Here is a 26,427-nt window from a genome sequence, read left to right as displayed (position 1 = left end):
GGCACGCAGCCGGTTTCTCGTACGGCGCTCTGACGTGCCAGGCACGGCCCGACCGGGGCCTGGCACGACCGGCGAACGGCTGAGCGCTCGGCACCGGCGACACCCCCGATCAGACTGCGGGGCACCCGAACGGCCCCGTGCGAAGGCTGCATACCCTGCCCACCGGCGGCCCGAAACTTTCTGTCCCCGAGGAACTGCGCGCTGTGACCGCCCCCGGGATCGGCGCAGGTCGGGCGCGGGTCGGGCGAGCGCGGCTCAGGCGGGGGCGTTCAGCTTGTCGCCGAGCCAGCCGAGCGAGGCCGGGAGCATCCGGCTCCAGGTGTTGAAGTTGTGCCCGCCGGTGTCCAGCGTGATCGAGGACACCTTGGTGGGGCTGCCCTTGGCGGCCGCCGCGAACCTCTGGGTGGCCGGGTAGTAGTCACCGTCGCCCTCCTTGCTGCCGCCGACCAGCAGCGAGACCCCGGGCTTCGGCAGGTTGGCCAGCCGCCAGTCCAGGTCGGCCTGGTCGCGGCGGGCCTGGCTGCCGCCGAACAGGTCTCCGGTGGTCGGGTCCTCGGCCGCCTTGTAGTAGCCGGACAGCGAGACCCCGGCGGCGAACACGTCCGGGTGCTTCATGGCGAGCTTGAGCGCGCAGTAGCCACCGGTGGAGTTCCCGATCACGCCCCAGCTGCCCGGGCCCGAGGCGACCCGGTAGGAGTCCCGGACGGTCTGCGGCACGTCCTGGGCGAAGTACGTCTCGGACTGCGGGCCGCCCGGGATGTCCTCGCACTCGGTGTCCCGGGGCATGGCCGGCGACGGGCGCATCAGCACCAGGACGTAGGGCTTGGTCTTGCCCTCGTTGATCAGCGACAGCTCGGTGGAGGGGTAGTTCAGCTTGGTGATCAGGTTCTTCGCGTCACCGGGGAAGCCGGTGATGGCGATCGCGGCCGGGAACCTCTTGTCCTTGAACTCCGGCTGGAAGTACTGCGGCGGCAGGTAGACGTACCCCTCCGTGGTCAGTCCGGTGGCCGCGCCGGGGATCCGGATCTTCTCCAGCTTGCCGACCGCGGCGGGCTCCCGGCCGACCGTGTTGGAGCCCCGGACGTTCTCGTTCGAGATCGTCTGGACCACGGCGCCCTTGCGGCCGTCCGCGAGCTGGCTCTGGATCACCACCGGGCCGTCCTCGTTGGTGCCGAGCAGGTCGGCCCAGCTGCTGTAGAAGGCGAAGTAGTTGTTGGCCACCAGACCGACGGTGCACATCACGGCGAGCTGGGTGGCCAGGATGGTGCCGAGCCGGCCGAACACCGTCGCCCAGCTCCGCTTCGCCAGCCGGGGCCAGAGCCAGACGGTCGCGGCCACCATCAGCACCGACACCAGCGTCGACAACGCGAGCACCTTGTGACTCGTCAGACCCATGTGTTCGTTCGCCCCTGCTCTGCCCGCTGGCTCCATCCGACTCCCTCCAGACTGCCTGAGTGCCGGCTGGGAGACCTGAGCGTCTGGGTCGATCCCGCCCCCGCCGATCGACGGGGGCGGCGGGCTGCCACACTTGACCCGTCCCGGGCCACGTCGTCGAGGAGTCACCGTGAGCAGCAGCACCACCGACCGTGGCGACGGGCTGGTCCGTGCCGGTTCGATCGTCTTCCTGATCGGCGCGGTGGCCACGATGGTGACCTTCGTCCCGCTCTTCTTCGACCTGCCCCGGCTCCCGTCGATCGCCTACTGGGTCTCGATGGTCATGCCCCTCGGCTTCCTGATCGCCCTGACCGGCCTCTTCCTCTCGGCCCGCCGCACCAACCAGGTCTGATGTCGGCAGGCGCCCGGGCATCTACGGGCAGGGGCTCGGGGAACTGCGAGGAGATCTGGCGCCGGGTCACTGCGAAAGTGCCTGACCGCCCCTGAACGGATCACCTGTTCCGAGGCCGGCGTCGCAGTTCCCCGAGCCCCTGGCGGTGCACCACATGCGCCCACGCGGCGGAGCCGCACAACAGCAGAGCCCCGAGCCCCTGGTGGTGCACCACATGCGCCCACGCGGCGGAGCCGCACAACAGCAGAGCCCCGAGCCCGTGGTGGTGCAACCTCAGCTCAGATGTCCGGCGAGCCAGGCGGGGAACTCCGTGAGGTCCCGGAGGACCACGTCCGCGCCGGCCGCGTGGAGTTCGGCGGCGCTGTACGGCCCCGTGGCCACGCCCACTGCCACGGCGTCGGCCGCGCGGGCGCCGATGATGTCGCCGAGGTGGTCGCCGACGTAGACGGTGGCGTCGTGCAGCCGTAGGGCGTCGCCCTTGGACTCGGCCCAGGTGTCGCCGACCAGGATGTCGGGGGTCAGGCCGACGTGGTCGAGCTGGAGCCGGGCGTTGGGCTCGTACTTGCCGGTGATCACCGCGATCCGGCCGCCGTGGGCCCGGACGGCGGCCAGCGACTCGACGACGCCCGGGAGCAGCAGCGTGCCGGCCAGCGCGTGCTCGCGGTAGAGCGTCCGGTACAGGTCAGCCATCTCCGCCACCGCGTCGGCCGGGAACCAGTGCCCGATCTCCTGCACCAGCGGCGGCCCGAGCCGGGTGACGGCCAGCGCGCTGTCGATCGGGACGCCGGTGGCGGCTGACAGTGCGTCATAGGTGGCCTGGATGCCGGGCCGGGTGTCGAGCAGGGTCATGTCGAGGTCGAAGCCCACGGTGAGAGACATGTCCCCACCCTAGAAGGCGGAACTTGCCCCGTTCGTGGCGGTCAACTTAGGTTTGCCTGAGCTGACTGCGAAATGGGACATATGGCTGACATCACCGAGCCGGGCCGCCGGGCGCTGCTGCGCCGGCGAATACTCTGGCTCACCGCCGCCGCGGCCGTCCTGCTGGCCGCGGTCCTGCTGAGCCTGACGGTCGGCAGCCGTACCATCCCGTTCGGCGAGGCAGTCTCGGCGCTGCTGCACGGCGGCGACACCGCCAACGCCGTGGTGGTCCGCGAGCTGCGCCTGCCGCGCACCGTGGTCGGCCTGGCCGTCGGCGCCGCGCTCGGACCGGCCGGGGCCGTGATGCAGGGGATCACCCGCAACCCGATCGCCGAACCGGGCATCCTCGGCGTCAGCCAGGGTGCGGCGGCCGGCGTGGTGTTCGCCATCTCGGTGGCGGGGGTCGGCTCGCCGGCCGGGTACGTCTGGTTCGGCTTCGCCGGGGCCGCGGTCGCGGCCGTGCTGGTGTACGCGTTGGCGGGCACCGGCCGGGGCGGGGCGACGCCGGTCAAACTGGCCCTCGCGGGCTCCGCGACGACCGCCTTCATCGCTTCGCTGATCACCGCGGTGCTGACCACCGACGCCGCGACGTTGGACCAGTTCCGGTTCTGGCACGTCGGCTCGCTGTCCGGCCGGACCGCCGACGTGGCCTGGCAGCTGCTGCCCTTCCTGCTGGTCGGCACCGCCCTGGTGTTCGCGGTGGCCCGGGGCCTGGACGCGCTGGCGCTGGGCGACGACACCGCCAAGGGCCTCGGTGCGCGGACCGGCACCACCCGGGCCGTCGGGGCGCTCGGGGCGACCCTGCTGACCGGTTCGGCGGTGGCGGCGGCCGGGCCGATCGCGTTCGTCGGCCTGGCGGTGCCGCACGCCGCCCGGGCGCTGGTGGGCACCGACCACCGCTGGGTGCTCACCCTGTCGGCGCTGCTCGGGCCCGCCCTGCTGCTGCTCGCCGACACCCTGGGCCGGGTGCTGTTCCCGCCGTCCGAGGTGCCGGCCGGGGTGATGACCGCGCTGGTCGGCGTCCCGGTGCTGGTCGCGCTGGTGCGCCGGAAGAAGGTGGTGGCGGCATGAGCCTCCCGCTGAGCGGTTACTCGGTGGCCCGGTTCGGCCCGGCCTCGTTCCTGGTGCACCGGCGGTCGGTGCCGGTCGCGGCGGCGCTGCTGGTGCTGCTGTCCGGGGTGGTGGTGGCCTCGCTCTGCCTGGGCCAGTCCACCGTCTCGCCCGCCTCGGTGCTGGACGTGCTGCTCGGACGGCCGAGCCCGGACCAGCTGGTGGTCGGCGAGCTGCGGCTGCCCCGGGTGACGGTGGGTCTGCTGGTCGGCCTGGCGCTCGGCCTGGCCGGGGCGCTGGTGCAGACCGTCGCGCGCAACCCGCTGGCCAGCCCGGACGTGATCGGGGTGAGCCACGGCGCGAGCGCGGTGGTGGTCGGGCTGATGGCCTTCGGGTACGTGCAGACGGCCCGTCAGGTGCCGTGGGCGGCAGTGGCCGGCGGCCTGGCGGCCGGGCTGCTGGTCTACCTGCTGGCCTGGCGGCGCGGCATGCACGCGCAGCGGTTCGTACTGATCGGGATCGGCATCTCGATCGCGCTCTCCTCGCTCACCTCGCTGTTCCTGACCAAGGGCGACGGTCTGCAGGCGCAGCAGGCCAAGGTCTGGATGACGGGCAGTCTGAACGGCGCGGGCCTCGACCAGGCCGGCCGGCTGGCCTGGGTGCTGCTGGCGGCCGTCCCTGCGGTGCTCTGGGCGGCCAGGGCGCAGCGCGGCATCTCCTTCGACGACGCCACCGCGGTCGGCCTCGGCCTGCGGCTGAACCGGATCAGGCTCGGCATGGCGCTGCTCGGCATCGTGCTGGCCTCCTGCGCGACCGGTGCGGCCGGGCCGGTGGACTTCGTCGCGCTGATGGCGCCGCAGATCGCGGTCCGGCTGGTCCGGGGCGCGCAGCTGCCGCTGTTCTGCTCGGCGCTGACCGGTGCCGTGGTGGTGGTGCTGGCCGACCTGCTGGCCCGGCGGCTGCTGGCGCCGGTCGAGCTGCCGGTGGGGGTGGTGACGGCGCTGGTGGGTGCGCCGTACCTGATGTGGCTGTTGATCCGTTCCCGTCGTGGAGGTTCCTGATGCACCGCCTGGAAGCCCGCGGGCTGACTCTCGCGTACGAGTCCAGGACGGTGGTCGAGGAGCTCGACCTGACCGTGCCGGACGGTGCCGTGACGGTCATCGTCGGCCCGAACGCCTGCGGCAAGTCCACCCTGCTGCGGGCGCTCGGCCGGCTGCTGAAACCGGCCCGCGGGGCGGTGCTGCTGGACGGCGCCGAGCTGGCCCGCACCCCGACCCGGACGATCGCCCGGCGGATCGGCCTGCTGCCGCAGTCGCCGGTCGCGCCGGAGGGCATCTCGGTCGGCGACCTGGTGGCCCGGGGCCGCCAGCCGCACCAGAGCTGGTGGCGGCAGTGGTCGGCGGCGGACGAGCAGGCGGTCACCGAGGCGCTGGCGCGCACCTCCAGCACCGAACTGGCCGAGCGCAGCGTGGACGAGCTGTCGGGGGGTCAGCGGCAGCGGGCCTGGATCGCGATGGCGCTCGCCCAGGACACCGACATCCTGCTGCTGGACGAGCCGACCACCTTCCTGGACATCGCCCACCAGGTCGAGGTGCTGGACCTGGTCCGGCGCCTCAACAAGGAGCGCGGCCGGACGGTGGTGGCCGTGCTGCACGACCTCAACCAGGCCGCCAGGTACGCCGACCACCTGGTGGCGATGCGGGACGGCCGGATCGTCGCGCAGGGGCCGCCGGCCGAGGTGGTGACGGCCGGACTGGTCCGGGAGGTGTTCGGGCTGGACGCGGTGATCGTGCCGGATCCGGTCACCGGGACCCCGCTGGTGATCCCGGGCGCGCCCTGGACGGGCTGACCGTACGTCATCCGACAACTCGGACATAATCGACATCACTCGTACTGTCGAGCCGTCCGAGGTGCCGATGCCACGTCAACTCTCCCGACGGACCGCGCTGGCCGGACTGGGGGCGACCCTGCTGACCGGCTGCACCGGCCCGGCCCTGCCGGACTTCCCCGACCTGCCGTCCGGCACCAGGACGCCCAGCCCCGCACCGGTGCCGAGCGTCACGGTGACCGCCGCCACCGGCGAGGTCCAGGTGCCCGGCGCACCGAACCGGGTGGTGGTGCTGGACACCGCCGAACTGGACTCCGCCTTCACCCTGGGCATCCCCCCGGTCGGGGCCGCCCGGGCCGCCGCGGACCGGGAGCTGCCCGACTACTGGCCGGCCGCCTGGCTGGCCCGGATCGCCCCGGTCGGCACCGTCGGCAGCCCGGACGCCGCCCTGGTCACCGGGCTCGCCCCGGAGCTGATCCTCGGCAACCGGACCCGGGACGACGCGCGCTACGACGCCCTCCGGGCGATCGCCCCCACCGTGCTGAGCCAGACCACCGGATTCCCCTGGAAGGACAACTTCCAGCTGCACGCCCGGGCCCTGAGCCGGCAGGCCCAGGCCGCCGTCGTCACCGCCGAGTACGGCCGGCACGTGGGCCGGACCGCCCGGGCGATCGGCGACGCCGGTTCGGGCGGCCGGCGGATCAGCATCGTCCGGTTCGTCGAGGGCTCGTCGACCGTCCGGCTGTACGGGAAGCAGAACTTCCTCGGGACGCTGCTCGCCGACCTCCAGCTCGGGCGGCCCGACCCGCAGAACGTCGACCAGTTCGCCGTCGAGGTGCCGCCCGCGCAGATCGGCCAGGCCGACGGCGACGTGCTCTTCTACTCGACCTACGGCGATCCGGCCAGGGCCGGGACCGACGCGGTGCTGGCCGGTGCCGGCTGGCAGGCGCTCGGCGCCGTCAAGGCGCACCGGGCCTTCCCGGTGGACGACCAGCTCTGGTTCCAGGGCATCGGCTACACCGGGGCCAACCTGATCCTGGCCGAGCTGCAGCAGTTCCTCGGCGCCTGACGCCGCCTCACTCCTCGGCCACCGCCTTGCGCCGACGCAGCGTCACCACCAGCAGGAACAGCGCGGACAGCACGGCCGCCAGCCGCAGCGCACCCGGCGCACCGTCCCAGACCTGCCGCCCCAACTGATCGGCGGGCCCGGCCGGCGCACCCCACCGGCCCTGGGCCCGGCCCCACTGCCAGACCGCCGTCGCGGTCAGCGTGCCCAGCGGCAGCACCAGCACCGCGAACTTCTTGCTCAGGTCACCCAGCCGGGACACGTACGCCAGCGCCCAGCCCGCCAGCAGCGCGAGCAGCTGGCCGGTGCCCGCACCCGCCAGCAGCACCACCACCGCGAGCAGCACCAGCGGCGAGGGGCGACGACCCGTCAGGAACGACCGGGCCGGCTCCTCCCCCGCCGGGGGCTCCGCCGCCTGCTCCTCCGCCCGCTGCTCCGGGAGCAGCCCGACGGCGGGCTCAGGCTCGGGCACCGGGAAGTCGAAGGTGATGCTGTCCCACCCCGGGAAGTCCTCGGCGGTCAACGGCCGGCTCGGCACCGCCCGGGTGATCAGCCACGCCCCCTCGGACGGCACCTCGGGAGCCCGCTCGGCCGGCACCTCGGGCGCGTACACCGACTCCGCCACCTCGGCCGACACCTCACCGGACTTCCGCCCCAGCACCCGCCACGGCCCGTCCACCCGCCACCACTCGCCGTCCGCCATGACCACCCCTCACCTCACCACCGACGCTACCCACTTCCACCCCCCACCACGACCCCCTTCACGCCCCCACGCCCCCACCGCACGCCCTTACCGGGGCACGAGGTGCACCACCAGGGGCTCGGGGCTCTGCTGATGTGCGGCTCCGCCGCGCGGGCGACGCCAGCCACTTTGCAGATGGCCCGGCATCCACGGCTCAGGGGCTCGGGGCTCTGCTGATGTGCGGCTCCGCCGCGCGGGCGACGCCAGCCATTTTGCAGATGGCCCGGCATCCACGGCTCAGGGGCTCAGGGCTCTGCTGATGTGCGGCTCCGCCGCGCGGGCGACGCCAGCCATTTTGCAGATGGCCCGGCATCCACGGCTCAGGGGCTCAGGGAACTGCGACGCCGGCCTCGTGCAAGGTGATCCGTAGGGGTGGTCAGGCACTTTCGCAGTGACCCCGGCGCCAGATCTCCTCGCAGTTCCCCGAGCGCCTGCCGAAAGCGCAGCCCCGAGCCCCTGGACCGTAGCTGCCCGAGCACCTGCAAAAGGTCCAGTCGCAGGCGTGCGGCTTCCGAAGTGGCTCTGGCTTGTTTGCCCGGGTGCCGTAATCTGGATCGGATGACCAGCCAGCAGAGCGAGCCCCGCCCGGCGAGGGCCGCTGCACCCCGGACGCTCGCCGAAGAGCTCCGCGCCCGCGACGACCACTCGCTGGCCGCCCTGCTGCACGCCCGCCCCGATCTGCTCAACCCGGTGCCGAGCGACCTCACCCAGTTGGCCGCCCGGCTCTCCAGCCGGGCGTCCACCCTCCGGGCGCTGGAGCGGCTGGACCGCTTCACCCTGCAGACCGCCGAGGCGCTCGCTGCCGCCCCCGAGGGCTGCACCGACACCGTGGTGCGCAACCTGCTGGCCGGCCCCGCCCGGGTGAAGCCGCATCCCGCCGCGACCCCCGCCGACCGCGCCGCCGTCGCCGCCGCGCTGCCCGCCGCGATCGCCACCCTCCGCTCCCAGGTGCTGCTCTGGGGCCCCGACTCGGCGCTCCGGCTGGTGATCGCGGTCCGCGAGGCGCTCGCCCCGACCGCCGCCAACCCCGGCCGGACCGGCCTCGGCCCGACCCTGGCGGAGGCGACCCTCGGCATGTCGCCGGCCCGGCTCCAGCAGCTGATCGCCGGGGCCGGACTGCCGCCCACCGCCGACCCGGTGACCGCCGTCGCCGCGCTCGGCGGGCTGCTGCAGGACCGCAAGCGCTGCGCCGCGCTGCTGGCCGAGGCGCCGGCCCCGGCCCTCGCCCTGCTGGAGAAGCTGGTCTGGGGGCCGCCGACCGGCACCGTCCCGGACGCGGGCCGGCCGGTCACCGCGGACGAGGCCCGCAGCCCGGTCGAGTGGCTGCTCGCACGCGGGCTGCTGCTCCCGTCCAGCGCCGGATCGGTGGTGATTCCCAGGGAGTTGGCGCTGCACCTGCGTGGTGAGCGGAGCCACCGGACGGTCGAGCCCACCCCGCCCGCAGTGACGCCGACCGTCGAGCGCGATCCACAGGCTGTGGACAACGCGGCGGCCGGGCAGGCGTACACCGCCGTCCGCACCGTCGAGGAACTGCTGGACGCCTGGGGCCTCCAGGCACCGCCCACCCTGCGGGCCGGCGGCCTGGGCGTACGGGACCTCAAGCGGGCCGCGCTGATCCTGGAGTGCACCGAGACGACGGCCGCATTCTGGCTCGAACTCGCTTACACCTCCGGCCTGTTGGCTCCGGACGGGGAGACCGACGAGCGCTGGGCGCCGACCCCCGCGTACGACCTCTGGCTGCAGCAGCCGACCGCCGACCGCTGGTCGCTGCTGGCCCGCAGCTGGCTGACCGCCACCCGGGTGTCCGGGCTGACCGGCACCCCGGACGGCAAGGGGAAGACCCGCGCCCCGCTCGGCCCCGAGCTGGACCGCACCCTCGCACCGTCCGTGCGCCGAGCGACCCTCGAAGCGCTGGCCGGGCTGCCGGCCGGCGGGGTCGCGGACGCCGCGGGGCTGCTGCCGCTGCTCCGCTGGCAGCGTCCGCTCCGGGGCGGCCCGGTGGGCCCGGACGGCCGGGACTTCCGCGACCACCTGGTCGACTGGACCCTGCACGAGGCCGAGCTGCTCGGCATCACCGGGCGGGGCGCGCTCGGCGCACCGGCCCGGGCACTGCTCGGCCGCACCGACCCGGCCGCCGCACTGGGCCCGCTGCTCCCGCAGCCGCTGGACCACGTGATCCTCCAGCCGGACCTGACCGCGATCGCCCCCGGTCCGCTGCTCACCCCGCTCGCCCAGGCGCTCGGGCTCTGCGCGGACATCGAGTCCAAGGGCGGCGCGACGGTCTACCGGTTCACCACCGGCTCGATCCGCCGGGCGCTGGACGCCGGGCGGTCCGCGAGCGACCTGCACACCTTCCTGGCCCAGCACTCCCGCACCCCCGTCCCGCAGCCGCTCAGCTACCTGATCGACGACGTGGCCAGGCGGCACGGCGTGCTCCGGGTCGGCGCGGCCTCCTCGTACCTGCGCTGCGACGACCCCGGGCTGCTGGCCGAGGTGCTGGCCGACCGGCGGTCGGCCGAGCTGCGGCTGCGGCTGCTCGCCCCGACCGTGCTGGCCGCCCAGGCCGGGCCGGAGACGCTGCTCTCGGTGCTCAGGTCGATGGGGTACGCCCCGGCCGCCGAATCCGCCGACGGCGACGTGCTGCTGACCCACCCCGACAGCCGCCGCACCCCGCCGCGCACCGCCCCCACCCCCGTCCCGGACGGGCCGCCGGAGCCGGACCAGGTGCTGCTGACCGCCGCCGTGAAGGCCGTCCGGGCCGGCGACCGGGCCGCCACCGCCGTCCGCCGGGAGACCGTCGCGGGGCCGGCCGCCCACCGCCCGCAGAGCGGCCCGGCCCGCAGCGACCTGCGCCAGCTCCCGCGCACCGCGGCCGCGGACACGCTGGCCGCGCTGCAGACGGCGGTGCTGCTCGGCGAGCGGATGTGGATCGGCTACGTGAACGCCGAGGGCCTCTCCTCGCAGCGGGTGATCGACCCGGTGAAGGTCGAGGGCGGCTACGTCACGGCGTACGACCACCTCAGCGACGAGGTCAGGACCTTCGCGCTGCACCGGATCACCGGAGTCGCCGAACTGGCCGACAGCGCGCAGTAGGGTCGGTCGCATGGAGCTCGCACCCGGTATCAGGTACGCCGTCACGGACCGCCACGGCGGGGTCAGCAAGGCCCCGTTCGACTCGCGCAACCTCGGCGGGCGGACCGACGACGACCCGGCCGACGTCCGCCGCAACCGCGAACTCACCGCGCTGGAGCTCGGCCTGGACCCGGCCCGGGTGGTGATGATGCGTCAGGTGCACGGCACCGAGGTCGCGTACGTCACCGAGCCGTTCGACCCGCGCACCGCCCCGCCACTGGACGGCATCGTCACCGACCGCCCGGGCCTCGGCCTGGTCGCGCTGGCGGCCGACTGCGCCCCCGTGCTGATCGGCGACCCGGTCCGGCGGCTGGTCGGCGCGGCGCACTCCGGCCGGGCCGGTACGGTCGCCGGGGTGGCCACCGCCCTGGTGGCGGCACTGACCGCACGCGGCAGCGATCCGGCCGACCTGGTCGCCCTGGTCGGCCCGCTGGCCTGCGGCCGCTGCTACGAGGTGCCGGAGCAGATGCGGGCCGAAGCCTGCGAACGGCTCCCCGAGCTCTGGGCCACCACCCGGCAGGGCACCCCGGCCCTGGACGTCCGGGCCGGCATCACCGCCCAGCTGACCAGCGCCGGGGTCGGCGGGATCCGGCACGACGACCGCTGCACCATGGAGGACGAGGACTTCTTCTCGCACCGCCGTGAGCAGGTCACCGGCCGGTTCGCCGCCTACGTCTGGCTGGACTGAGCTACTTCGCCTGCTGCTGCTTGGCGGCCTGCTCGGCCTGCTGCTGCTTGGCCTGCTCCATCAGCACCTCCGGGTCCGGCGGCGTCGGGTCGACCCCGCTGATCAGCTCGGTGGCGGTGAAGGCCACCGTGCCGAACAGGCCACCCGCGTTCTTGATGTCGGGCATGCCGGCCGGCTTGGCCGCGTAGGCCGGCGCGGCGGCGGCGGCCAGCGCGGCACCGGAGAGGGCGACGGCGGCGAGTACGCGATTGGGCATCTTCATGCCCTGCTCAACGAGCACTTCCCGACCAGGTCACCCATAACCACCCGAGTGCGGGACACTGGAAAGTCTGCGACCTGACAACCGGAGGACTCCCCGCGTGAACGACGGACCGCTGATCGTCCAGAGCGACAAGACCCTGCTGCTGGAGATCGACCACCCCAAGGCAGCCGACTGCCGCCGTGCGATCGCGCCGTTCGCGGAGCTGGAGCGGGCGCCCGAGCACGTCCACACCTACCGGGTCACCCCGCTCGGGCTGTGGAACGCCCGGGCGGCCGGGCACGACGCCGAGCAGGTGGTGGACGCCCTGGTGAAGTACTCGCGCTACCCGGTGCCGCACGCCCTGCTGGTCGACGTGGCCGACACCATGGGCCGGTACGGGCGGCTGCAGCTGTCCAAGCACCCGGTGCACGGGCTGGTGCTGAGCACCACCGACCGGCCGGTGCTGGAGGAGGTGCTGAAGTCGAAGAAGATCGCCCCGCTGGTGGGCGCCCGGCTCGACCCGGACACCGTGATCGTGCACCCCTCGGAGCGCGGCCAGATCAAGCAGGTGCTGCTCAAGCTGGGCTGGCCGGCCGAGGACTACGCCGGGTACGTGGACGGCGAGGCGCACCCGATCGAGCTGGAGCAGAACGGCTGGACGCTGCGCCCGTACCAGCAGCAGGCCGTCGAGGGCTTCTGGCACGGCGGCAGCGGCGTCGTGGTGCTGCCCTGTGGAGCAGGAAAGACGCTGGTCGGCGCGGCCGCGATGGCGGAGGCCAAGTCGACCACGCTGATCCTGGTCACCAACACCGTCTCGGCCCGGCAGTGGAAGCACGAGCTGGTGAAGCGGACCTCGCTGACCGAGGACGAGATCGGCGAGTACAGCGGCACCCGGAAGGAGATCCGCCCGGTCACCATCGCCACCTACCAGGTGATGACGACCAAGCGGAAGGGCAGCTACGCGCACCTGGAGCTGTTCGACGCGCGGAACTGGGGCCTGGTGGTCTACGACGAGGTGCACCTGCTGCCCGCGCCGGTGTTCAAGTTCACCGCCGACCTGCAGGCCAGGCGGCGGCTCGGGCTGACCGCCACGCTGGTCCGCGAGGACGGCCGGGAGGGCGACGTCTTCTCGCTGATCGGGCCCAAGCGTTTCGACGCGCCGTGGAAGGAGATCGAGGCGCAGGGCTACATCGCGCCCGCCGACTGCTGCGAGGTCCGGGTCACCCTGACCGACTCCGAGCGGCTGACCTACGCCACCGCCGAGCCGGAGGAGCGCTACCGCTACTGCGCCACCACCGCGACCAAGCGGCGGGTGGTGGAGGCGCTGGTCAAGAAGCACGAGAAGGACCAGACCCTGATCATCGGCCAGTACATCGACCAGCTGGACGAGCTGGGCGAGGTGCTGAACGCGCCGGTGATCAAGGGCGAGACCAGCAACGCCCAGCGGGAGAAGCTGTTCGAGGCGTTCCGGACCAAGGAGATCAGCGTGCTGGTGGTCTCCAAGGTGGCCAACTTCTCCATCGACCTGCCCGAGGCGACGGTGGCCATCCAGGTCTCCGGCACCTTCGGCTCCCGGCAGGAGGAGGCCCAGCGGCTGGGCCGGGTGCTCCGCCCGAAGGCGGACGGGCACTCCGCACACTTCTACTCGGTGGTGGCCCGGGACACCGTGGACCAGGACTTCGCCGCCCACCGGCAGCGCTTCCTGGCCGAGCAGGGCTACGCGTACCGGATCATCGACGCGGACGACGTCCTGTAGTTTCCTGACGGCGCGTCAGGGGCGCACCGAGGGCGCGCGGACAAATGATTCGCGCCACGGGTGGGGGCAGGTCTAGGATTTCCGGTCTTGCCCCCTCCCGAAGCGTGGTGCCGTCCAGGCAGCCGTGGGAGCCCGTCCGGTCGGCAACCGGGCGGTTTCTTCACCGTGAGCTAACGACGAGACCGCCGCCCCACGCCGGGCGGCCGGGAAGGTTCGCTGTGCACTCCCCCGCCCCTGTTGACCCTCTGCTCCAGCGCGAGCGCGACCACCTCGCCGCCTCCCGGGAGGCGCTGCGCGCGATGCGCGCCGACGTCGAGTCACTCGACCTGCGCGACGTGACCGGCACCTGGGTCTCCGCCGCCGTGCTGCAGAACCAGATCACCAACCGGATCGCCGCCCTCGCCGACCTGGCGCACACCCCGCTGTTCTTCGGACGGCTGGACTACCTGCACGCGATCAGCGAGGAGCAGGCCGAGGGCGGTGTGGGCGAGCGGTTCTACATCGGGCGGCGGCACGTGCACGACGCCACCGGCGACCCGATGGTGATCGACTGGCGGGCCCCGGTCTCCCAGCCGTTCTACCGGGCCAGCCGGACCGATCCGCTGGACGTCGACCGTCGGCGCCGGTTCGGTTACACCGGCGGCGAGTTGACCGCGTACGAGGACGAGCACCTGAGCGACCCGGCCGAGACGGACGGCGCCTCCGCCCTGCTCGCCGCCGAGATCGAGAAGCCCCGCGTCGGCCCGATGCGGGACATCGTCGCCACCATCCAGCCCGAGCAGGACGAGATCGTCCGGGCCGAGATCGGCGGCACCGTCTGCGTCCAGGGCGCCCCCGGCACCGGCAAGACCGCGGTCGGCCTGCACCGGGTCGCGTACCTGCTGTACGCGCACCGCGACCGGCTCGCCAAGTCCGGCACCCTGGTGGTCGGGCCGAACCGGTCCTTCCTGCACTACATCGAGCAAGTCCTGCCCGCCCTGGGTGAGTTGGACGTCGCCCAGGCGACCGTGCAGGAACTGGTCAAGCACGTCGAGATCCGCGCCGAGGACCCGTCCGAGGCCGCCCGGCTGAAGGGCGACGCCCGGATGGCCGAGGTGCTGCGCCGGGCCGTCCGGTCCGGCATCCGCCTGCCGACCGAGCCGCTGGTGGTGGTCCGCGGCTCCCGCCGCTGGCGCCTGCCGGTGTACGAACTCACCGAGATCATCGAGGAGTTGCGCGGCCGGGAGATCCGCTACGGCGCGGCCGGCGCGGCACTGCCGCAGCGGCTGGCGCACGCGGTCCTGTTGAAGATGGAGCAGGGCGGCGAGGCCCCCGACGACCGGGTGCAGGACGCGGTGGCCCGCAACCCGCAGGTCAAGGCCCTGGTCAAGCAGTGCTGGCCGCCGGTGGACCCGGCCAAGCTGGTGCACCGGCTGCTCACCGACGCCGAGTTCCTGGCGAGTTGCGCGGACGGCATCCTGACCGAGGACGAGCAGGCCACCCTCCGCTGGGCCAAGCCCGGCCGTTCGGTGAAGACCGCACCGTGGACCGCCGCCGACGCCGTCCTGGTCGACGAGACCGCCGACCTGGTGCAGCGCACCGCCTCGCTCGGCCACGTCGTACTGGACGAGGCGCAGGACCTCTCGCCGATGCAGTACCGGGCCGTCGGCCGCCGGTGCAGCACCGGCTCGGCCACCGTGCTCGGCGACCTCGCCCAGGGCACCACCCCCTGGGCGACCGGCAGTTGGGCCGAGGCCCTGCACCACCTCGGCAAGCCGACCGCCCACATCGAGGAGCTCACCAAGGGCTTCCGGGTCCCCGAGGAGGTGATCGCGTACGCCTCCCGACTGCTGCCCGCGATCGCCCCCGGTCTGGCGCCGGCCACCTCGGTCCGCGACGCCCCCGGCTCGCTGACCCTCCGTCAGGTCGAGCCAGAGGAACTCGACTCGGCGCTGGTGACGGCCTGCCGCAGCGCCCTGCGACGCGAGGGCTCGACCGGGCTGATCGCGGCGGACGCCCGGATCCCCGCCCTCTCCGCCGCCCTCACGGCAGCCGGGCTGGCCCACCTCGAACCCGGCACCGAGACCAGCGCCGACGCCCGCCTCACCCTGGTCCCCGCCTCCCTCGCCAAGGGCCTCGAGTACGACTACGTGGTCCTCGACGAACCCGCCGCAGTGGTCGCCGGCGAACCCGACCCACGGACCGGCCTGCGCCGCCTCTACGTCGCCCTGACCCGAGCCGTCTCGGGCCTGGCCGTCCTGCACGCCCAGCCCCTCCCCGAACAGCTGCGCTGAGCGAGGAAGCTCGGGGCTCTGCTGATGTGCGGCTCCGCCGCGCGGGCGACGGTGACCTTTAGGCAGACGCTTCGGGAGAGTCAGGGGCTCGGGGAACTGCGACGCCGGCCTCGGGAAAGGTGATCGCTGCGTGGGTGGTCAGGCACTTTCGCAGTGACCCGAACGCCAGATCTCCTCGCAGTTCCCCGAGCCCCTGGGTAGTCGACCGCTGAGCACCTGCCTACGGCGCAGCCCCGAGCCCCTGGGTAGTCGACCGCTGAGCGCCTGCCCAGAACGCAGCCCCGAGCCCCTGGGTAGTCGACGGCTGAGCGCCTGCCTACGGCGCAGCCCCCGAGCCCCTGGACCCGTAAGACCGAGCGCCCTGCAAAAGAGCTATGCGTCGATCAGGCTGCGCCAGTGGGCGACCTTCGCGGCGTCGACCGGGGTGTCCCAGCCGTTGGCGCGGACCGGGCCGCCGACGTGGAAGCCGTCGAAGCCGGCGGCGCGGAGGTCGGGGATGTGTTCGGCGCGGAGGCCGCCGCCGATCAGGATCTGCTGGCGGTAGCCGGGGTCGCCCGCCTTGGCGAGTTCGCCGGCCAGCACCTCCCGGCCGTCGCTCACGCCGGCCGCGGAGCCGGAGGTGAGGAAGGTGTCCAGCCCGGGCAGGTCGCCCACGGCGGCCCGGACGGCGGCCCGGTCCGCGCTGTGGTCGATCGCCCGGTGGAAGGTCCAGCGGCAGCCGGCCACCGCCTCCGCGACGGCCCGGGTCGCGGCCAGGTCCACCGCACCCTCGGCATCCAGGAACCCGAAGACGAACTCCTCGGCACCCTCGGCCCGCAGCGCGGCGGCCCGCGCCTGCAGCTCGTCCAGGCTGCCGGGGGTGAAGCCGTCCCGGAGCCGGAGCATCACCCGGAGCGGGATGCGGACCGCGTCCCGGATGGCCACGAAGTCCGCGAGGGCGGGGGTGAGACCGTCGGCGGCGATGTCGGCGACCAGTTCGAGGCGGTCGGCACCGCCCGTCTGGGCAGCCCGGGCGTCCTCCGCCGTCAGCGCGATCACTTCGAACATTGGTCTAGACATATCGCTTACCCTGCCATATCCGGAGGCCCGTCGGCGAGCCCTCTGCACGGGAAACAGTCCGGCCCCGCCGAGGAGGGGCCCGCGCTTCCCAGCATGGCCACCGCCCGGCGGGGCCGCATCCCGCGCGGGTGTGGCCGCCGGACCGGCGTCGGGAAGAATGACCGCCATGACCACCGCGCTGCTGGACCGCTGGACCGCCCTGCTGCTCCGCACCGGAGCCACCGTCGACCCCGCGCCGTACGGGCGCGACCTGCTCGCCCGGTGGGCCGAACCGCAGCGGCACTACCACCGCACCGCGCACCTGACGGCCGTCCTGGACCAGATCGACGCCCTGGCCGGACACGCCGAGGACCCGGACGCCGTCCGGCTGGCCGCCTGGTTCCACGACGCCGTCTACAAGCCCGACCGTTCCGAGAACGAGGAGCGCAGCGCCCAGCTCGCGATCCGCGCCCTGCGCGAGGCCGGGCTGGCCGAGGCGCTGGTGGAGGAGGTCGCCCGGCTGGTCCGGCTCACCGTCGGCCACCACCCCGCCCCCGGCGACCGGAACGGCGAGGTGCTCTGCGACGCCGACCTGGCCGTACTCGGCGGCACCCCCGAGCAGTACGCCGACTACGCGGCCGCCGTCCGCACCGAGTACGGCTTCGTCCCCGAGGACGCCTTCCGGACCGGACGGGCCGAGATCCTGCGACAGCTGCTCGCGCTGCCCGCGCTCTACCGGACGGACCACGCCCGGGAGCGGTTCGACGCCCCCGCCCGCCGCAATCTGGCCGCCGAGCTCATGCTCCTGGAGCGCTGACCGGCCGGCCGGCCTTCCGCCGCCGCAGCCCGGCCGCCGTCAACCGGGCCACCAGCTCCTTGCTGCCGACCGGCTGCGCGCCGAGCCCCACCGCCTGGTCGTACCAGGCGGCCGGGATGTCGTAGTGGTCGCGCTCGAAGCCGCGCGCGGGCGCGCCCAGCCGTTCGGCGAAGGCGTGCAGTTCCTCGTACGAGACGTCGCTCACCAGGTGCGACCAGTGCTTCCCGTGCCCAGGCCAGGACGGCGGGTCGATCAGGATCACGACAGCGCACCCACCGGCGCCACCACGGCCGCCTCCTTGCCGCACACCCAGTGCGGCTCGGGCCCGAGCTCCGGCTCCACGCTCAACGCGTGCGGGTCCCCCTCGGCGGCGCACACCTCGCACAGCGGCCAGCGCCCGTACGCCTCCAGCAGCTTGTCCTGGACGTCCTGCGCGACCAGGCCGAGCACGTAGTCCGTCCCGTCCGGCCACTGCTCCAGCCACCAGCGCCGGTGCGTCACCGCGTCCTCCACCAGCGACACCACCTGCGGGTCGGCCACGTCCCGGGCGGTCAGGTCGGCGAGGATCAGCGCCCGCGCACTGTGCAGCGCGGCTTCGATGTCAGAACTCATCCGTCCATTGTCCCGCAGCCCGCCACGGAGCCGGAAACGCCGGCGGAACGCCGCAGGGCGGCCTCCCCGGTGAAGGGGAGACCGCCCTGACGGACGTTCAGAACGTTCCGATCCTCGGGAGGATCAGAAGTCCATGTCGCCACCCGGCATGCCGCCGCCCGCGGGGGCACCGGCCTTCTCGGGCTTGTCGGCGATGACGGCCTCGGTGGTGAGGAAGAGCGCCGCGATGGAGGCGGCGTTCTGCAGCGCCGAGCGGGTGACCTTGGCCGGGTCGATGATGCCCGCGGCGATGAGGTCGACGTACTCGTTGGTCGCGGCGTTCAGGCCCCAACCGGGCTGCAGGTTGCGGACCTTCTCCACGACGACGCCGCCCTCGAGGCCGGCGTTGACCGCGATCTGCTTGATCGGGGCCTCCAGCGCGACGCGGACGATGTTGGCACCGGTGGCCTCGTCGCCCTCGAGCTCCAGCTTGTCGAACGCGACCGAAGCCTGCAGCAGCGCCACGCCACCACCGGCGACGATGCCCTCCTCGACGGCGGCCTTCGCGTTGCGAACGGCGTCCTCGATGCGGTGCTTGCGCTCCTTGAGCTCGACCTCGGTCGCAGCGCCGGCCTTGATCACGGCCACGCCGCCCGCGAGCTTCGCCAGGCGCTCCTGGAGCTTCTCGCGGTCGTAGTCCGAGTCGCTGTTCTCGATCTCGGCGCGGATCTGGTTGACCCGGCCGGCGACCTGGTCGCTGTCGCCGCCACCGTCGACGATGGTGGTCTCGTCCTTGGTGATGACCACCTTGCGGGCGGTGCCCAGCAGGTCGATGCCGGCGTTCTCGAGCTTGAGGCCGACCTCCTCGGAGATCACGGTGCCACCGGTGAGGATGGCGATGTCGCCGAGCATGGCCTTGCGGCGGTCACCGAAGCCCGGGGCCTTGACGGCGACGGACTTGAAGGTGCCACGGATCTTGTTCACGACCAGGGTCGACAGGGCCTCGCCCTCGACGTCCTCGGCGATGATGACGAGCGGCTTGCCGCTCTGCATGACCTTCTCCAGCAGCGGGAGCAGGTCCTTGACCGAGCCGATCTTGGAGTTGGCGATCAGGATGTACGGGTCCTCGAAGGACGCCTCCATCCGCTCCAGGTCGGTGGCGAAGTACGCGGAGATGTAGCCCTTGTCGAAGCGCATGCCCTCGGTGAGCTCGAGCTCCAGACCGAAGGTGTTGCTCTCCTCGACGGTGATGACACCTTCCTTGCCGACCTTGTCCATCGCCTCGGCGATGAGCTCGCCGATCTGGGTGTCGGCGGCCGAGATGGAGGCCGTCGAAGCGATCTGCTCCTTGGTCTCGACATCCTTGGCCTGGGCCAGCAGCTGGTCGGAGACGGCCTTGACGGCCTTCTCGATGCCGCGCTTCAGGGCCATCGGGTTGGCGCCGGCCGCGACGTTGCGCAGACCCTCGCGCACGAGCGCCTGGGCCAGCACGGTGGCGGTGGTGGTGCCGTCGCCCGCGACGTCGTCGGTCTTCTTGGCGACCTCCTTGACGAGCTCGGCACCGATCTTCTCGTACGGGTCCTCGAGCTCGATCTCCTTGGCGATGGAGACGCCGTCGTTCGTGATCGTGGGGGCGCCCCACTTCTTCTCCAGGACGACGTTGCGGCCCTTGGGGCCGAGCGTCACCTTGACGGCGTCGGCAAGCTGGTTCATGCCACGCTCAAGGCCGCGGCGAGCTTCCTCGTCAAACGCGATGATCTTGGCCATCGGAAGTGGTCCTCCAGGACACGGTCGACTGCACCGGACCGAGGGGCGCCCGCGACGGACGGCCCTGGTGTGCGGGGGTCTTGTCCCCTACCGCTCCCGGGGGCCTCACCGACCCGGTCCGTTGTCACTCTCATGCTGCGAGTGCTAACGCCAATGATTAGCACTCTCGGGTATCGAGTGCAAGCCCAATCGTGGTAGTGACACGCAGATCCGTGATCCCGGCGGGGACGCCGACGGGCCCGTACGACGATGTCGTACGGGCCCGTCGACCAAGCAGGTGACGCCAGCTCGCGGCCGAGCCGAGGTCCCCAGGGGTTCGAAAAGGTCAGACCGCCGCGCGGACCATGTCCGCCTGCGGGCCCTTCTGTCCCTGGGAGATCTCGAACTCGACCCGCTGGCCCTCCTCGAGGGTGCGGTAGCCGTCCATCTGGATCGCGCTGTAGTGGACGAACACGTCCGCACCACCGTCGACCGCGATGAAGCCGTACCCCTTCTCCGCGTTGAACCACTTGACGGTGCCCTGAGCCATTCCGAACTCCCCTTGTGCTGTGCTGGCCCTTCGCGGACCCGCAGGATGCGGGCCCAGGTCTGAACAGGCACGCCCGAGGGAACCCCCCCTGGGCGCAGCCGCGCTCGCCGCAAGCGCCCCACCGGTGCACCGCGAGGCGACCCGGCCGACGGGTGAATGCGTCGATCGCGGCTGAATGTATCCGGACAGACGCCCTCTGCAACAGGGCCAACCTTGCCGAATTCATCGGCAGTCGAATGGGATATCGCGGGAGGAAGGCGGCAGAGCGTGGCAATTCACTCCGGGCATAGCGGACTCATCACCGCAAAATGCGGCCAGATTTCTGACGCTTGCCTGACATCTTCTGTCTCACGCGGTCCGGCGGATGTCTCAATGGCCGGACGGGCCTTGCGTACGCGATCGGCTGACGGTGCGTGGGGAGCGCGGCGGTAAGAGCGGGGATACGCCGACTTCCGTCGCACTCTACTCCCTCCCGGGTGCCCGCTTTTCCACCCGGCACAGAGCCGCGCCGCCGTCGGAAGCGGAAATAGGGATTCCGGTTCGGACGGCGGCGCGGCCGTATTCGGTGAAGTTCGGGAACTCAGCAGCCGCCGGCCACCGCGGGAATGATCGAGATGCCCGCGCCGTCCTTGATCTCGGTCGCCAGGCCCTCGGCGAAACGCACGTCGTCGTCGTTCACGTACACGTTCACGAAGCGGCGCAGCTTGCCCGCGTCGTCCAGCACCCGGGCGGCGATGCCGGGGTGGTTGGCGTCCAGGTCGGCGATGACGGCACCCAGGGTGTCGCCCTCGGCGGTGACCTCGGCGACGCCGCCGGTGTAGGTGCGCAGGATGGTCGGGATGCGGACGGTGGCGCTCATGCACGGGCTCCTAGCGGGGAGGTGGGAGGGGATCAGGCGGAGGCGAGACCGGCGGCCCGGAACGAGTCCAGGGTCGGGCGGATGGTGGTGGTCAGGCCCGCGTCGGCGACGGCGTCCAGGGTCTTCAGACCGTCCCCGGTGTTGATCGCGACGGTCTCCTTGGACGGGTCCAGCTGACCCGTCTCGACCAGCTTCTTCAGCACCCCGATGGTCACCCCGCCGGCCGTCTCGGCGAAGATGCCCTCGGTCCTGGCCAGCAGCTTGATCGCCTCGACCACCTCGGCGTCGGTCACGTCCTCCACCGCGCCCCCGGTGCGGCGGGCGATGTCCAGCACGTACGGGCCGTCGGCCGGGTTGCCGATCGCCAGCGACTTGGCGATGGTGTTCGGCTTGACCGGGCGGATCACGTCGTGGCCCGCCTTGAAGGCGGCGGAGACCGGGGAGCAGCCCTCGGCCTGGGCGCCGAAGATCCGGTACGGGCGGTCCTCGACCAGGCCGAGCTTGATCAGCTCCTGCAGTCCCTTGTCGATCTTGGTGAGCTGGGAGCCCGAGGCGATCGGGATCACCAGCTGCTCCGGCAGCCGCCAGCCGAGCTGCTCGCAGATCTCGTACGCCAGGGTCTTCGAGCCCTCGCCGTAGTACGGCCGGAGGTTGACGTTGACGAAGCCCCAGCCCTCGCCGGCCGGGTCGCCGATCAGCTCCGAGCAGAACCGGTTCACGTCGTCGTAGTTGCCCTCGATGCCGACCAACTCGCCGCCGTAGACCCCGGCCATCACGACCTTGCCCTGCTCCAGGTCGTGCGGGATGAAGACGCAGGACTTGAAACCGGCCCGGGCCGCGGCCGCGCCGACGGCGCCGGCCAGGTTGCCGGTGGAGGAGCACGACAGGGTGGTGAAGTTGAACGCGCGCGCCGCCTCGATGGCGCAGGCGACCACCCGGTCCTTGAAGGAGTGGGTCGGGTTGCCCGAGTCGTCCTTGACGTGCAGCTGGGCGGTGAAGCCGAGCTCGCGGCCCAGGTTGTCGGCCTTCACCAGCGGGGTCCAGCCCGGGTTCAGGTTCGGCTTGCCCGCCACGTCGGCCGGGACGGGCAGCAGCGGGGCGTACCGCCAGATCGAGGCCGGACCGGCCTCGATCCGCTTGCGCAGCTCCTCGGCGGAGTCGGAGCCGAAGTCGTACGCGATCTCCAGCGGGCCGAAGCACTCGACGCAGGCGAAGCTCGGGCCGAGCGGGAATCGGGTGCCACACTCGCGACAGGACAGGGCGGCAGCGGGGCCGAGGTCGACGGTCGGGGCGGCAGAAACAGCGGTAGCCATGATGGCGGAGGCCTCTCTCCTCATCTTCCCCGTGACGCGGTCGCGCCACAGGACGGAATTGGCACCTGTCCCGCCGGATGACCACTGCTGGGCCGACCGTGCGAGAAGGTTGCCGGGACTTCGACGGGCCGTTCCCTCAGTCCCTCTGGATGAGCTCTGTGAAGTTGTGGTCCTGCTCTCCGGCCGACCCCGACGTGCGAAGGTCTGACCGCAGTACGAAGACTGTATCCGAAGGCGCCGGGCAGGGAACCGCGCGTCCGAGTCGCGAGATGCCCCGTCCCGAGAACGCCAGTCCGACCACTCAGCCCGAGGAGAACAGACGTGCCCGACCAGCCGACCCCGGCCGACCCGCCCGAGGAGCTGCTGCCGGAGGTGGCCGACTGGCTGCACCGGCGCTCCTGGACGACGGCCGACCGGCCGCCGGCCGACCTGCTCACCGCCAAAAGGGCGGCCGGCCCGGCCGGGACGGTCAGCGTGGTGCTGCCCGCCCTCGACGAGGAGTCCACGGTCGGGGAGATCGTCCGGGTGATCCGGCGCGAGCTGATGGAGCGGCTGCCGCTGGTGGACGAGATCGTGGTGGTCGACTCGGGCTCGGCCGACCGGACGGCGCAGACCGCCGCCGCGGCGGGTGCCCGGGTGGTGCACCGGGACGACGTACTGCCCCGGCTGCCGGCCGCCCCGGGCAAGGGCGAGGTGCTCTGGCGCTCGTTGCTGGTCACCTCCGGCGAGATCGTCTGCTTCATCGACGCGGACCTGCGGGAGTTCGACCCGGCCTTCGTCTCCGGCATCGTCGGGCCGCTGCTGACCGATCCGGCGATCCAGCTGGTGAAGGCGATGTACGACCGGCCGCTGGAGACCGCGGGCGCGGTGGTCCCGGCCGGGGGCGGGCGGGTCACCGAGCTGGTGGCGCGGCCGCTGCTGAATCTGCACTGGCCCCAACTGGCCGGGTTCGTCCAGCCGTTGGGGGGCGAGTACGCCGCCAGGCGGTCGCTGCTGGAGCAGCTGCCGTTCCCGACCGGGTACGGCGTCGAGCTCGGCCTGCTGGTGGACGCGCTCGACCGGGTCGGCCTCGACGCGCTGGCCCAGGTGGACGTCGGGGTCCGGCACCACCGGCACCAGGACGGCCAGGCGCTCGGCCGGATGGCGGCCACCATCTACCGCACCGCCCTGGACCGCCTGGACCGCACCCACCGCCTCAAGACCACCCCCGCCCTGGTGCACCCCCTGCTCACCCAGTTCACCCGCGACCCCGCCACCCGCGAGTTCACCGCCCACACCCACCCGGTCGGCGCCCTCGAACGCCCCCCGATGCTCACCGTCCCGGAGTACGTCCGGCAGACCGGGGCTCGGGACGCTGCTGACTCTTAGGCAGGCGATCGGGCATCAACGGTCCAGGGGCTCGGGGCTCTGTCGATGTGCGGCTCCGCCGCGCGGGCGACGCCGACCTTTTAGGCAGGTGCTTCGGAAGAGTCAGGGGCTCGGGGAACTGCGACGCCGGCCCTTGCAAGGTGATCGTCGCGTAGTGGTCAGGGACTTTCGCCGTGACCCGAACGCCAGATCTCCTCGCAGTTCCCCGAGCCCCTGGGTAGTCGACCGCTGAGCGCCTGCCAACAGCGCAGCCCCGAGCCCCCTGGACCGTAGACCCGAGCGCCCTGCCGGAGGCACAGGCGCGGTAGGGGGCCGGCTCGGGTGGTTTGGGTGACCCGGGGCGAGGCAGAGTTGAGACATGGCCGATCACGCGACCGAACGTTCGAATCCGACCGGGGCCGCCCCCATCCTGGTGGCCTCCAACCGAGGGCCGGTGTCCTTCACCGCCGAGGACGACGGCTCGCTGACCCTGCGCAGAGGCGGTGGCGGCCTGGTCTCGGGCCTGTCCGCGATCGACGACCCGTCCGCCGTCTGGGTCTGCGCCGCGCTCTCCGAGGCGGACCGGACGGCGGCCCGCCGCTCCCCCGACGGCCGGCTGGACCTCGGCGGGTTCGAGGTCGGCGGCCAGGCCGTCCGGATGCTGGACATCGATCCCGGCACCTTCGCCCGGGCCTACAACGGCGTGGCCAACTCCACCCTCTGGTTCGTCCACCACCTGCTGTACGAGACCCCGGTGGCGCCGGTCTTCGACGACCGGTTCCGCCGCGAGTGGGACTCCTACCGGACGTACAACACCGCCTTCGCCGAGGCGCTGGCCGCCGAGGCGGCGCCGGGTGCCGCGGTGCTGATCCAGGACTACCACCTGTCCCTCGCGCCGGACCGACTCCGGCAGCTGCGGCCGGACTTGAAGATCGGTCACTTCTCGCACACCCCGTGGGCCCCGCCCGAGTACTACCGGATGCTGCCGGACGACGTGGCCGCCGACGTGCTGACCGGCATCCTCGGCGCGGACCGTGCCGCGTTCCTGACCCGCCGCTGGGCGCTGGCCTTCGCGGACTGCTGCGAGGCGGTGCTCGGCGCCACCGTGGACCGGTCCGCGCTGACCGTGACGCACGCCGGCCGGACCACCCGGCTGGGCGTGCACGCGCTCGGCGCGGACGCCGACTTCCTCCGCGAGCGGTCCCGCCGGCCGGACGTGGACGCCCGGCTGGCCACCCTGAAGGAGGCCGTCGGGCCGCGCAGCACGATCGTCCGGGTGGACCGGACCGAGCTGAGCAAGAACATCGTCCGCGGCCTGCTGGCCTACCGGCACCTGCTGCGCTCCCGCCCCGAGTGGCTGGACCGAGTGGTGCACATCGCGTTCGCCTACCCGTCCCGGCACGACCTGCCGGAGTACCGGGAGTACACCGCCGCGGTGCAGCGGATCGCCCAGGAGATCAACGACGAGTTCGGCACCGCGTCCTGGCAGCCGCTGATCCTGCACGTGAACGACGACTTCCCGCGCTCGCTGGCCGCGTACCGGCTGGCCGACGTGGCGCTGGTCAACCCGATCCGGGACGGGATGAACCTGGTCGCCAAGGAGGTGCCGGTGGTCTCCGACCAGGGCTGCGCCCTGGTGCTGTCCCGGGAGGCCGGCGCCTACGCCGAGCTGGCCGAGGACGCCCTCACGGTGAACCCGTACGACGTGATCGAGACCGCCGACGCACTGCACCGGGCGCTCACCATGCCGACGGCCGAACGGACCGAGCGCACCAAGCGGCTGGCCGCCGCCGCCACCGCCCTGCCGCCGCAGCAGTGGTTCCTGGACCAGCTCGCGGCGCTCCGCGAGTAGCCCGGGAACCACTGCCGTCGGGTCAGGCGGCGAACCCCCCGTCCACGCTGATCGCGGCCCCGGTGACGTACCGGCCGTCCGGCCCGGCCAGGAACGCCACGGTGGCCGCGATCTCCGCCGACTCGGCGTAACGCCCCAGTGCCGTGAAGCCGTTCACCGTCTCGGCGAACGGCCCTTCGGCCGGGTTGGCCTCGGTGTCGGTCGGGCCGGGGTGGACCAGGTTGACGGTGATGCCCCGGGGGCCGAGCTCCCGGGCCAGCCCCTTGACCATGCCGATCTGGGCGGTCTTGCTCGCCGCGTACAGGGCGAGGCCGGGGAAGACCACCCGCTCGGCCACGTTGCTGCCGATGCCGATGATCCGGCCGCCCTCGGCCAGGTACGGCAGCGCCGCCTGCGCGGCCACCAGCGGCGCCCGCACGTTCACCGCCAAGGTGCGGTCCAGCAGGTCGAGTTCGAGCTCCTCCAGCGGGCCCATCGGGAACACCGCCGCGTTGTTCACCAGGATGTCCAACCGGCCGAAGGCCGCGGCGGTCCGGTCCACGGCGGCCCGGACCGCCGCCGGGTCCGCGCTGTCGGCCCGGATCGCCAGCGCCCGCCGGCCGAGCTTCTCGACCTGCTCGACCACCTGCCCGGCCCGCTCCGCGTTCCGTTCGTACGTCAGCGCCACGTCGGCGCCCTCCTCGGCCAGCCGGTGCACCACGGCCGCGCCGATCCCCCTGCTGCCGCCGGTCACCAGGGCCACACGTCCCTCAAGTCGCTTCATGGGTAACAGCATTGCCGTCGGAGCGGGGACCTTCCGGCGGCATTCGGACCTCGCGTTCCGGGGTGCGGCGT

Annotated in this window: 24 protein-coding genes and 1 riboswitch; of the genes, 12 read left to right on the top strand and 12 right to left on the bottom strand. The window is 72.8% G+C overall.

The window, feature by feature from the left end:
• Window positions 1–255: 255 nt before the first annotated feature.
• Window positions 256–1,395, bottom strand: a complete 1,140-nt coding sequence (locus ACIRPK_RS13210) for an alpha/beta hydrolase (RefSeq protein WP_403037155.1) — start codon at window positions 1,393–1,395, stop codon at window positions 256–258.
• A gap of 169 nt (window positions 1,396–1,564) precedes the next feature.
• Here ACIRPK_RS13210 and ACIRPK_RS13205 point away from each other — a divergent pair, with 169 nt between their 5' ends.
• Window positions 1,565–1,786, top strand: a complete 222-nt coding sequence (locus ACIRPK_RS13205; protein ID WP_403037152.1) for a hypothetical protein — start codon at window positions 1,565–1,567, stop codon at window positions 1,784–1,786.
• A 273-nt stretch (window positions 1,787–2,059) separates the two neighbouring features.
• Here ACIRPK_RS13205 and ACIRPK_RS13200 read toward each other — a convergent pair whose 3' ends face one another.
• On the bottom strand, window positions 2,060–2,665 hold the full coding sequence (locus ACIRPK_RS13200; protein ID WP_403037149.1) for an HAD family hydrolase: 606 nt from the start codon (window positions 2,663–2,665) through the stop codon (window positions 2,060–2,062).
• A gap of 81 nt (window positions 2,666–2,746) precedes the next feature.
• Here ACIRPK_RS13200 and ACIRPK_RS13195 point away from each other — a divergent pair, with 81 nt between their 5' ends.
• The 4 genes from ACIRPK_RS13195 to ACIRPK_RS13180 all read left to right on the top strand — a co-directional run bounded on the left by ACIRPK_RS13195 (window position 2,747) and on the right by ACIRPK_RS13180 (window position 6,651).
• Window positions 2,747–3,775: a FecCD family ABC transporter permease gene (locus ACIRPK_RS13195; protein ID WP_403037146.1), complete on the top strand. Its 1,029-nt coding sequence runs from the start codon at window positions 2,747–2,749 to the stop codon at window positions 3,773–3,775.
• Window positions 3,772–4,815 (top strand): FecCD family ABC transporter permease, encoded by a 1,044-nt coding sequence (locus ACIRPK_RS13190; protein ID WP_403037143.1) that lies wholly within the window; start codon window positions 3,772–3,774, stop codon window positions 4,813–4,815. The genes ACIRPK_RS13195 and ACIRPK_RS13190 overlap by 4 nt, the downstream gene beginning before the upstream one ends.
• Window positions 4,815–5,603 (top strand): ABC transporter ATP-binding protein, encoded by a 789-nt coding sequence (locus tag ACIRPK_RS13185; RefSeq protein ID WP_403037140.1) that lies wholly within the window; start codon window positions 4,815–4,817, stop codon window positions 5,601–5,603. The genes ACIRPK_RS13190 and ACIRPK_RS13185 overlap by 1 nt, the downstream gene beginning before the upstream one ends.
• Window positions 5,604–5,670: 67 nt before the next feature.
• Entirely contained in the window at window positions 5,671–6,651 is a 981-nt protein-coding gene (locus ACIRPK_RS13180) for an ABC transporter substrate-binding protein (RefSeq protein ID WP_403037137.1), read from the top strand.
• Between the two features lie 7 nt (window positions 6,652–6,658).
• Here the strand turns inward: ACIRPK_RS13180 and ACIRPK_RS13175 are convergent, their stop codons facing one another.
• Window positions 6,659–7,351, bottom strand: coding sequence for a hypothetical protein (locus ACIRPK_RS13175; protein ID WP_403037135.1), 693 nt, complete (start codon window positions 7,349–7,351; stop codon window positions 6,659–6,661).
• Between the two features lie 597 nt (window positions 7,352–7,948).
• Here ACIRPK_RS13175 and ACIRPK_RS13170 point away from each other — a divergent pair.
• Together ACIRPK_RS13170 and pgeF are read left to right on the top strand one after the other, a co-directional pair.
• On the top strand, window positions 7,949–10,483 hold the full coding sequence (locus tag ACIRPK_RS13170) for a helicase C-terminal domain-containing protein (RefSeq protein WP_403037132.1): 2,535 nt from the start codon (window positions 7,949–7,951) through the stop codon (window positions 10,481–10,483).
• Between the two features lie 10 nt (window positions 10,484–10,493).
• Window positions 10,494–11,210, top strand: coding sequence for a peptidoglycan editing factor PgeF (pgeF, locus tag ACIRPK_RS13165; protein WP_403037129.1), 717 nt, complete (start codon window positions 10,494–10,496; stop codon window positions 11,208–11,210).
• Between the two features lies 1 nt (window position 11,211).
• Here pgeF and ACIRPK_RS13160 read toward each other — a convergent pair whose 3' ends face one another.
• Window positions 11,212–11,472, bottom strand: a complete 261-nt coding sequence (locus tag ACIRPK_RS13160; protein WP_403037126.1) for a hypothetical protein — start codon at window positions 11,470–11,472, stop codon at window positions 11,212–11,214.
• Window positions 11,473–11,569: 97 nt separating this feature from the next.
• Between ACIRPK_RS13160 and ACIRPK_RS13155 the strand changes: the two genes are divergently transcribed.
• Together ACIRPK_RS13155 and ACIRPK_RS13150 are read left to right on the top strand one after the other, a co-directional pair.
• Window positions 11,570–13,207, top strand: a complete 1,638-nt coding sequence (locus ACIRPK_RS13155; RefSeq protein WP_403037123.1) for a DNA repair helicase XPB — start codon at window positions 11,570–11,572, stop codon at window positions 13,205–13,207.
• Between the two features lie 218 nt (window positions 13,208–13,425).
• Entirely contained in the window at window positions 13,426–15,480 is a 2,055-nt protein-coding gene (locus ACIRPK_RS13150) for a HelD family protein (protein ID WP_403037120.1), read from the top strand.
• A gap of 372 nt (window positions 15,481–15,852) precedes the next feature.
• Here ACIRPK_RS13150 and ACIRPK_RS13145 read toward each other — a convergent pair whose 3' ends face one another.
• Window positions 15,853–16,527 (bottom strand): copper homeostasis protein CutC, encoded by a 675-nt coding sequence (locus ACIRPK_RS13145; protein ID WP_403037117.1) that lies wholly within the window; start codon window positions 16,525–16,527, stop codon window positions 15,853–15,855.
• Window positions 16,528–16,705: 178 nt separating this feature from the next.
• Between ACIRPK_RS13145 and ACIRPK_RS13140 the strand changes: the two genes are divergently transcribed.
• Window positions 16,706–17,335, top strand: coding sequence for a hypothetical protein (locus ACIRPK_RS13140; RefSeq protein ID WP_403037114.1), 630 nt, complete (start codon window positions 16,706–16,708; stop codon window positions 17,333–17,335).
• Here the strand turns inward: ACIRPK_RS13140 and ACIRPK_RS13135 are convergent.
• From ACIRPK_RS13135 to thrC, 6 genes are all read right to left on the bottom strand, one after another.
• Window positions 17,316–17,597, bottom strand: a complete 282-nt coding sequence (locus ACIRPK_RS13135) for a DUF4031 domain-containing protein (RefSeq protein WP_403037112.1) — start codon at window positions 17,595–17,597, stop codon at window positions 17,316–17,318. The two genes, ACIRPK_RS13140 and ACIRPK_RS13135, sit on opposite strands and share 20 nt — an antisense overlap.
• Window positions 17,594–17,947, bottom strand: coding sequence for a hypothetical protein (locus tag ACIRPK_RS13130; protein ID WP_403037109.1), 354 nt, complete (start codon window positions 17,945–17,947; stop codon window positions 17,594–17,596). The genes ACIRPK_RS13135 and ACIRPK_RS13130 overlap by 4 nt, the downstream gene beginning before the upstream one ends.
• A gap of 123 nt (window positions 17,948–18,070) precedes the next feature.
• Window positions 18,071–19,693 carry a chaperonin GroEL gene (groL, locus tag ACIRPK_RS13125; RefSeq protein ID WP_403037106.1) on the bottom strand — a complete coding sequence of 541 codons (1,623 nt, stop codon included), beginning with the start codon at window positions 19,691–19,693 and terminating at the stop codon, window positions 18,071–18,073.
• 325 nt (window positions 19,694–20,018) lie between these two features.
• Window positions 20,019–20,222 carry a cold-shock protein gene (locus tag ACIRPK_RS13120; RefSeq protein WP_030289665.1) on the bottom strand — a complete coding sequence of 68 codons (204 nt, stop codon included), beginning with the start codon at window positions 20,220–20,222 and terminating at the stop codon, window positions 20,019–20,021.
• A gap of 580 nt (window positions 20,223–20,802) precedes the next feature.
• The gene (locus ACIRPK_RS13115; protein ID WP_403037104.1) at window positions 20,803–21,081 is read right to left on the bottom strand and encodes a ubiquitin-like small modifier protein 1; all 279 of its coding nucleotides are present in this window, start codon (window positions 21,079–21,081) and stop codon (window positions 20,803–20,805) included.
• A 32-nt stretch (window positions 21,082–21,113) separates the two neighbouring features.
• Entirely contained in the window at window positions 21,114–22,394 is a 1,281-nt protein-coding gene (gene thrC / locus ACIRPK_RS13110) for a threonine synthase (protein WP_403037102.1), read from the bottom strand.
• Between the two features lie 17 nt (window positions 22,395–22,411).
• A riboswitch (SAM riboswitch) is annotated at window positions 22,412–22,550 on the bottom strand.
• Between the two features lie 204 nt (window positions 22,551–22,754).
• Between thrC and ACIRPK_RS13105 the strand changes: the two genes are divergently transcribed.
• Window positions 22,755–23,762 carry a glucosyl-3-phosphoglycerate synthase gene (locus tag ACIRPK_RS13105; RefSeq protein ID WP_403037418.1) on the top strand — a complete coding sequence of 336 codons (1,008 nt, stop codon included), beginning with the start codon at window positions 22,755–22,757 and terminating at the stop codon, window positions 23,760–23,762.
• Window positions 23,763–24,120: 358 nt separating this feature from the next.
• Window positions 24,121–25,593, top strand: coding sequence for a trehalose-6-phosphate synthase (locus tag ACIRPK_RS13100; protein ID WP_403037100.1), 1,473 nt, complete (start codon window positions 24,121–24,123; stop codon window positions 25,591–25,593).
• Window positions 25,594–25,615: 22 nt separating this feature from the next.
• Here ACIRPK_RS13100 and ACIRPK_RS13095 read toward each other — a convergent pair whose 3' ends face one another.
• Window positions 25,616–26,356 (bottom strand): SDR family NAD(P)-dependent oxidoreductase, encoded by a 741-nt coding sequence (locus tag ACIRPK_RS13095; RefSeq protein ID WP_403037097.1) that lies wholly within the window; start codon window positions 26,354–26,356, stop codon window positions 25,616–25,618.
• Window positions 26,357–26,427 lie beyond the last annotated feature (71 nt).

Source organism: Kitasatospora sp. NPDC101801 (assembly GCF_044766665.1).
Taxonomy (GTDB): domain Bacteria; phylum Actinomycetota; class Actinomycetes; order Streptomycetales; family Streptomycetaceae; genus Kitasatospora.
This window is presented reverse-complemented; position numbering and strand designations above follow the sequence as displayed.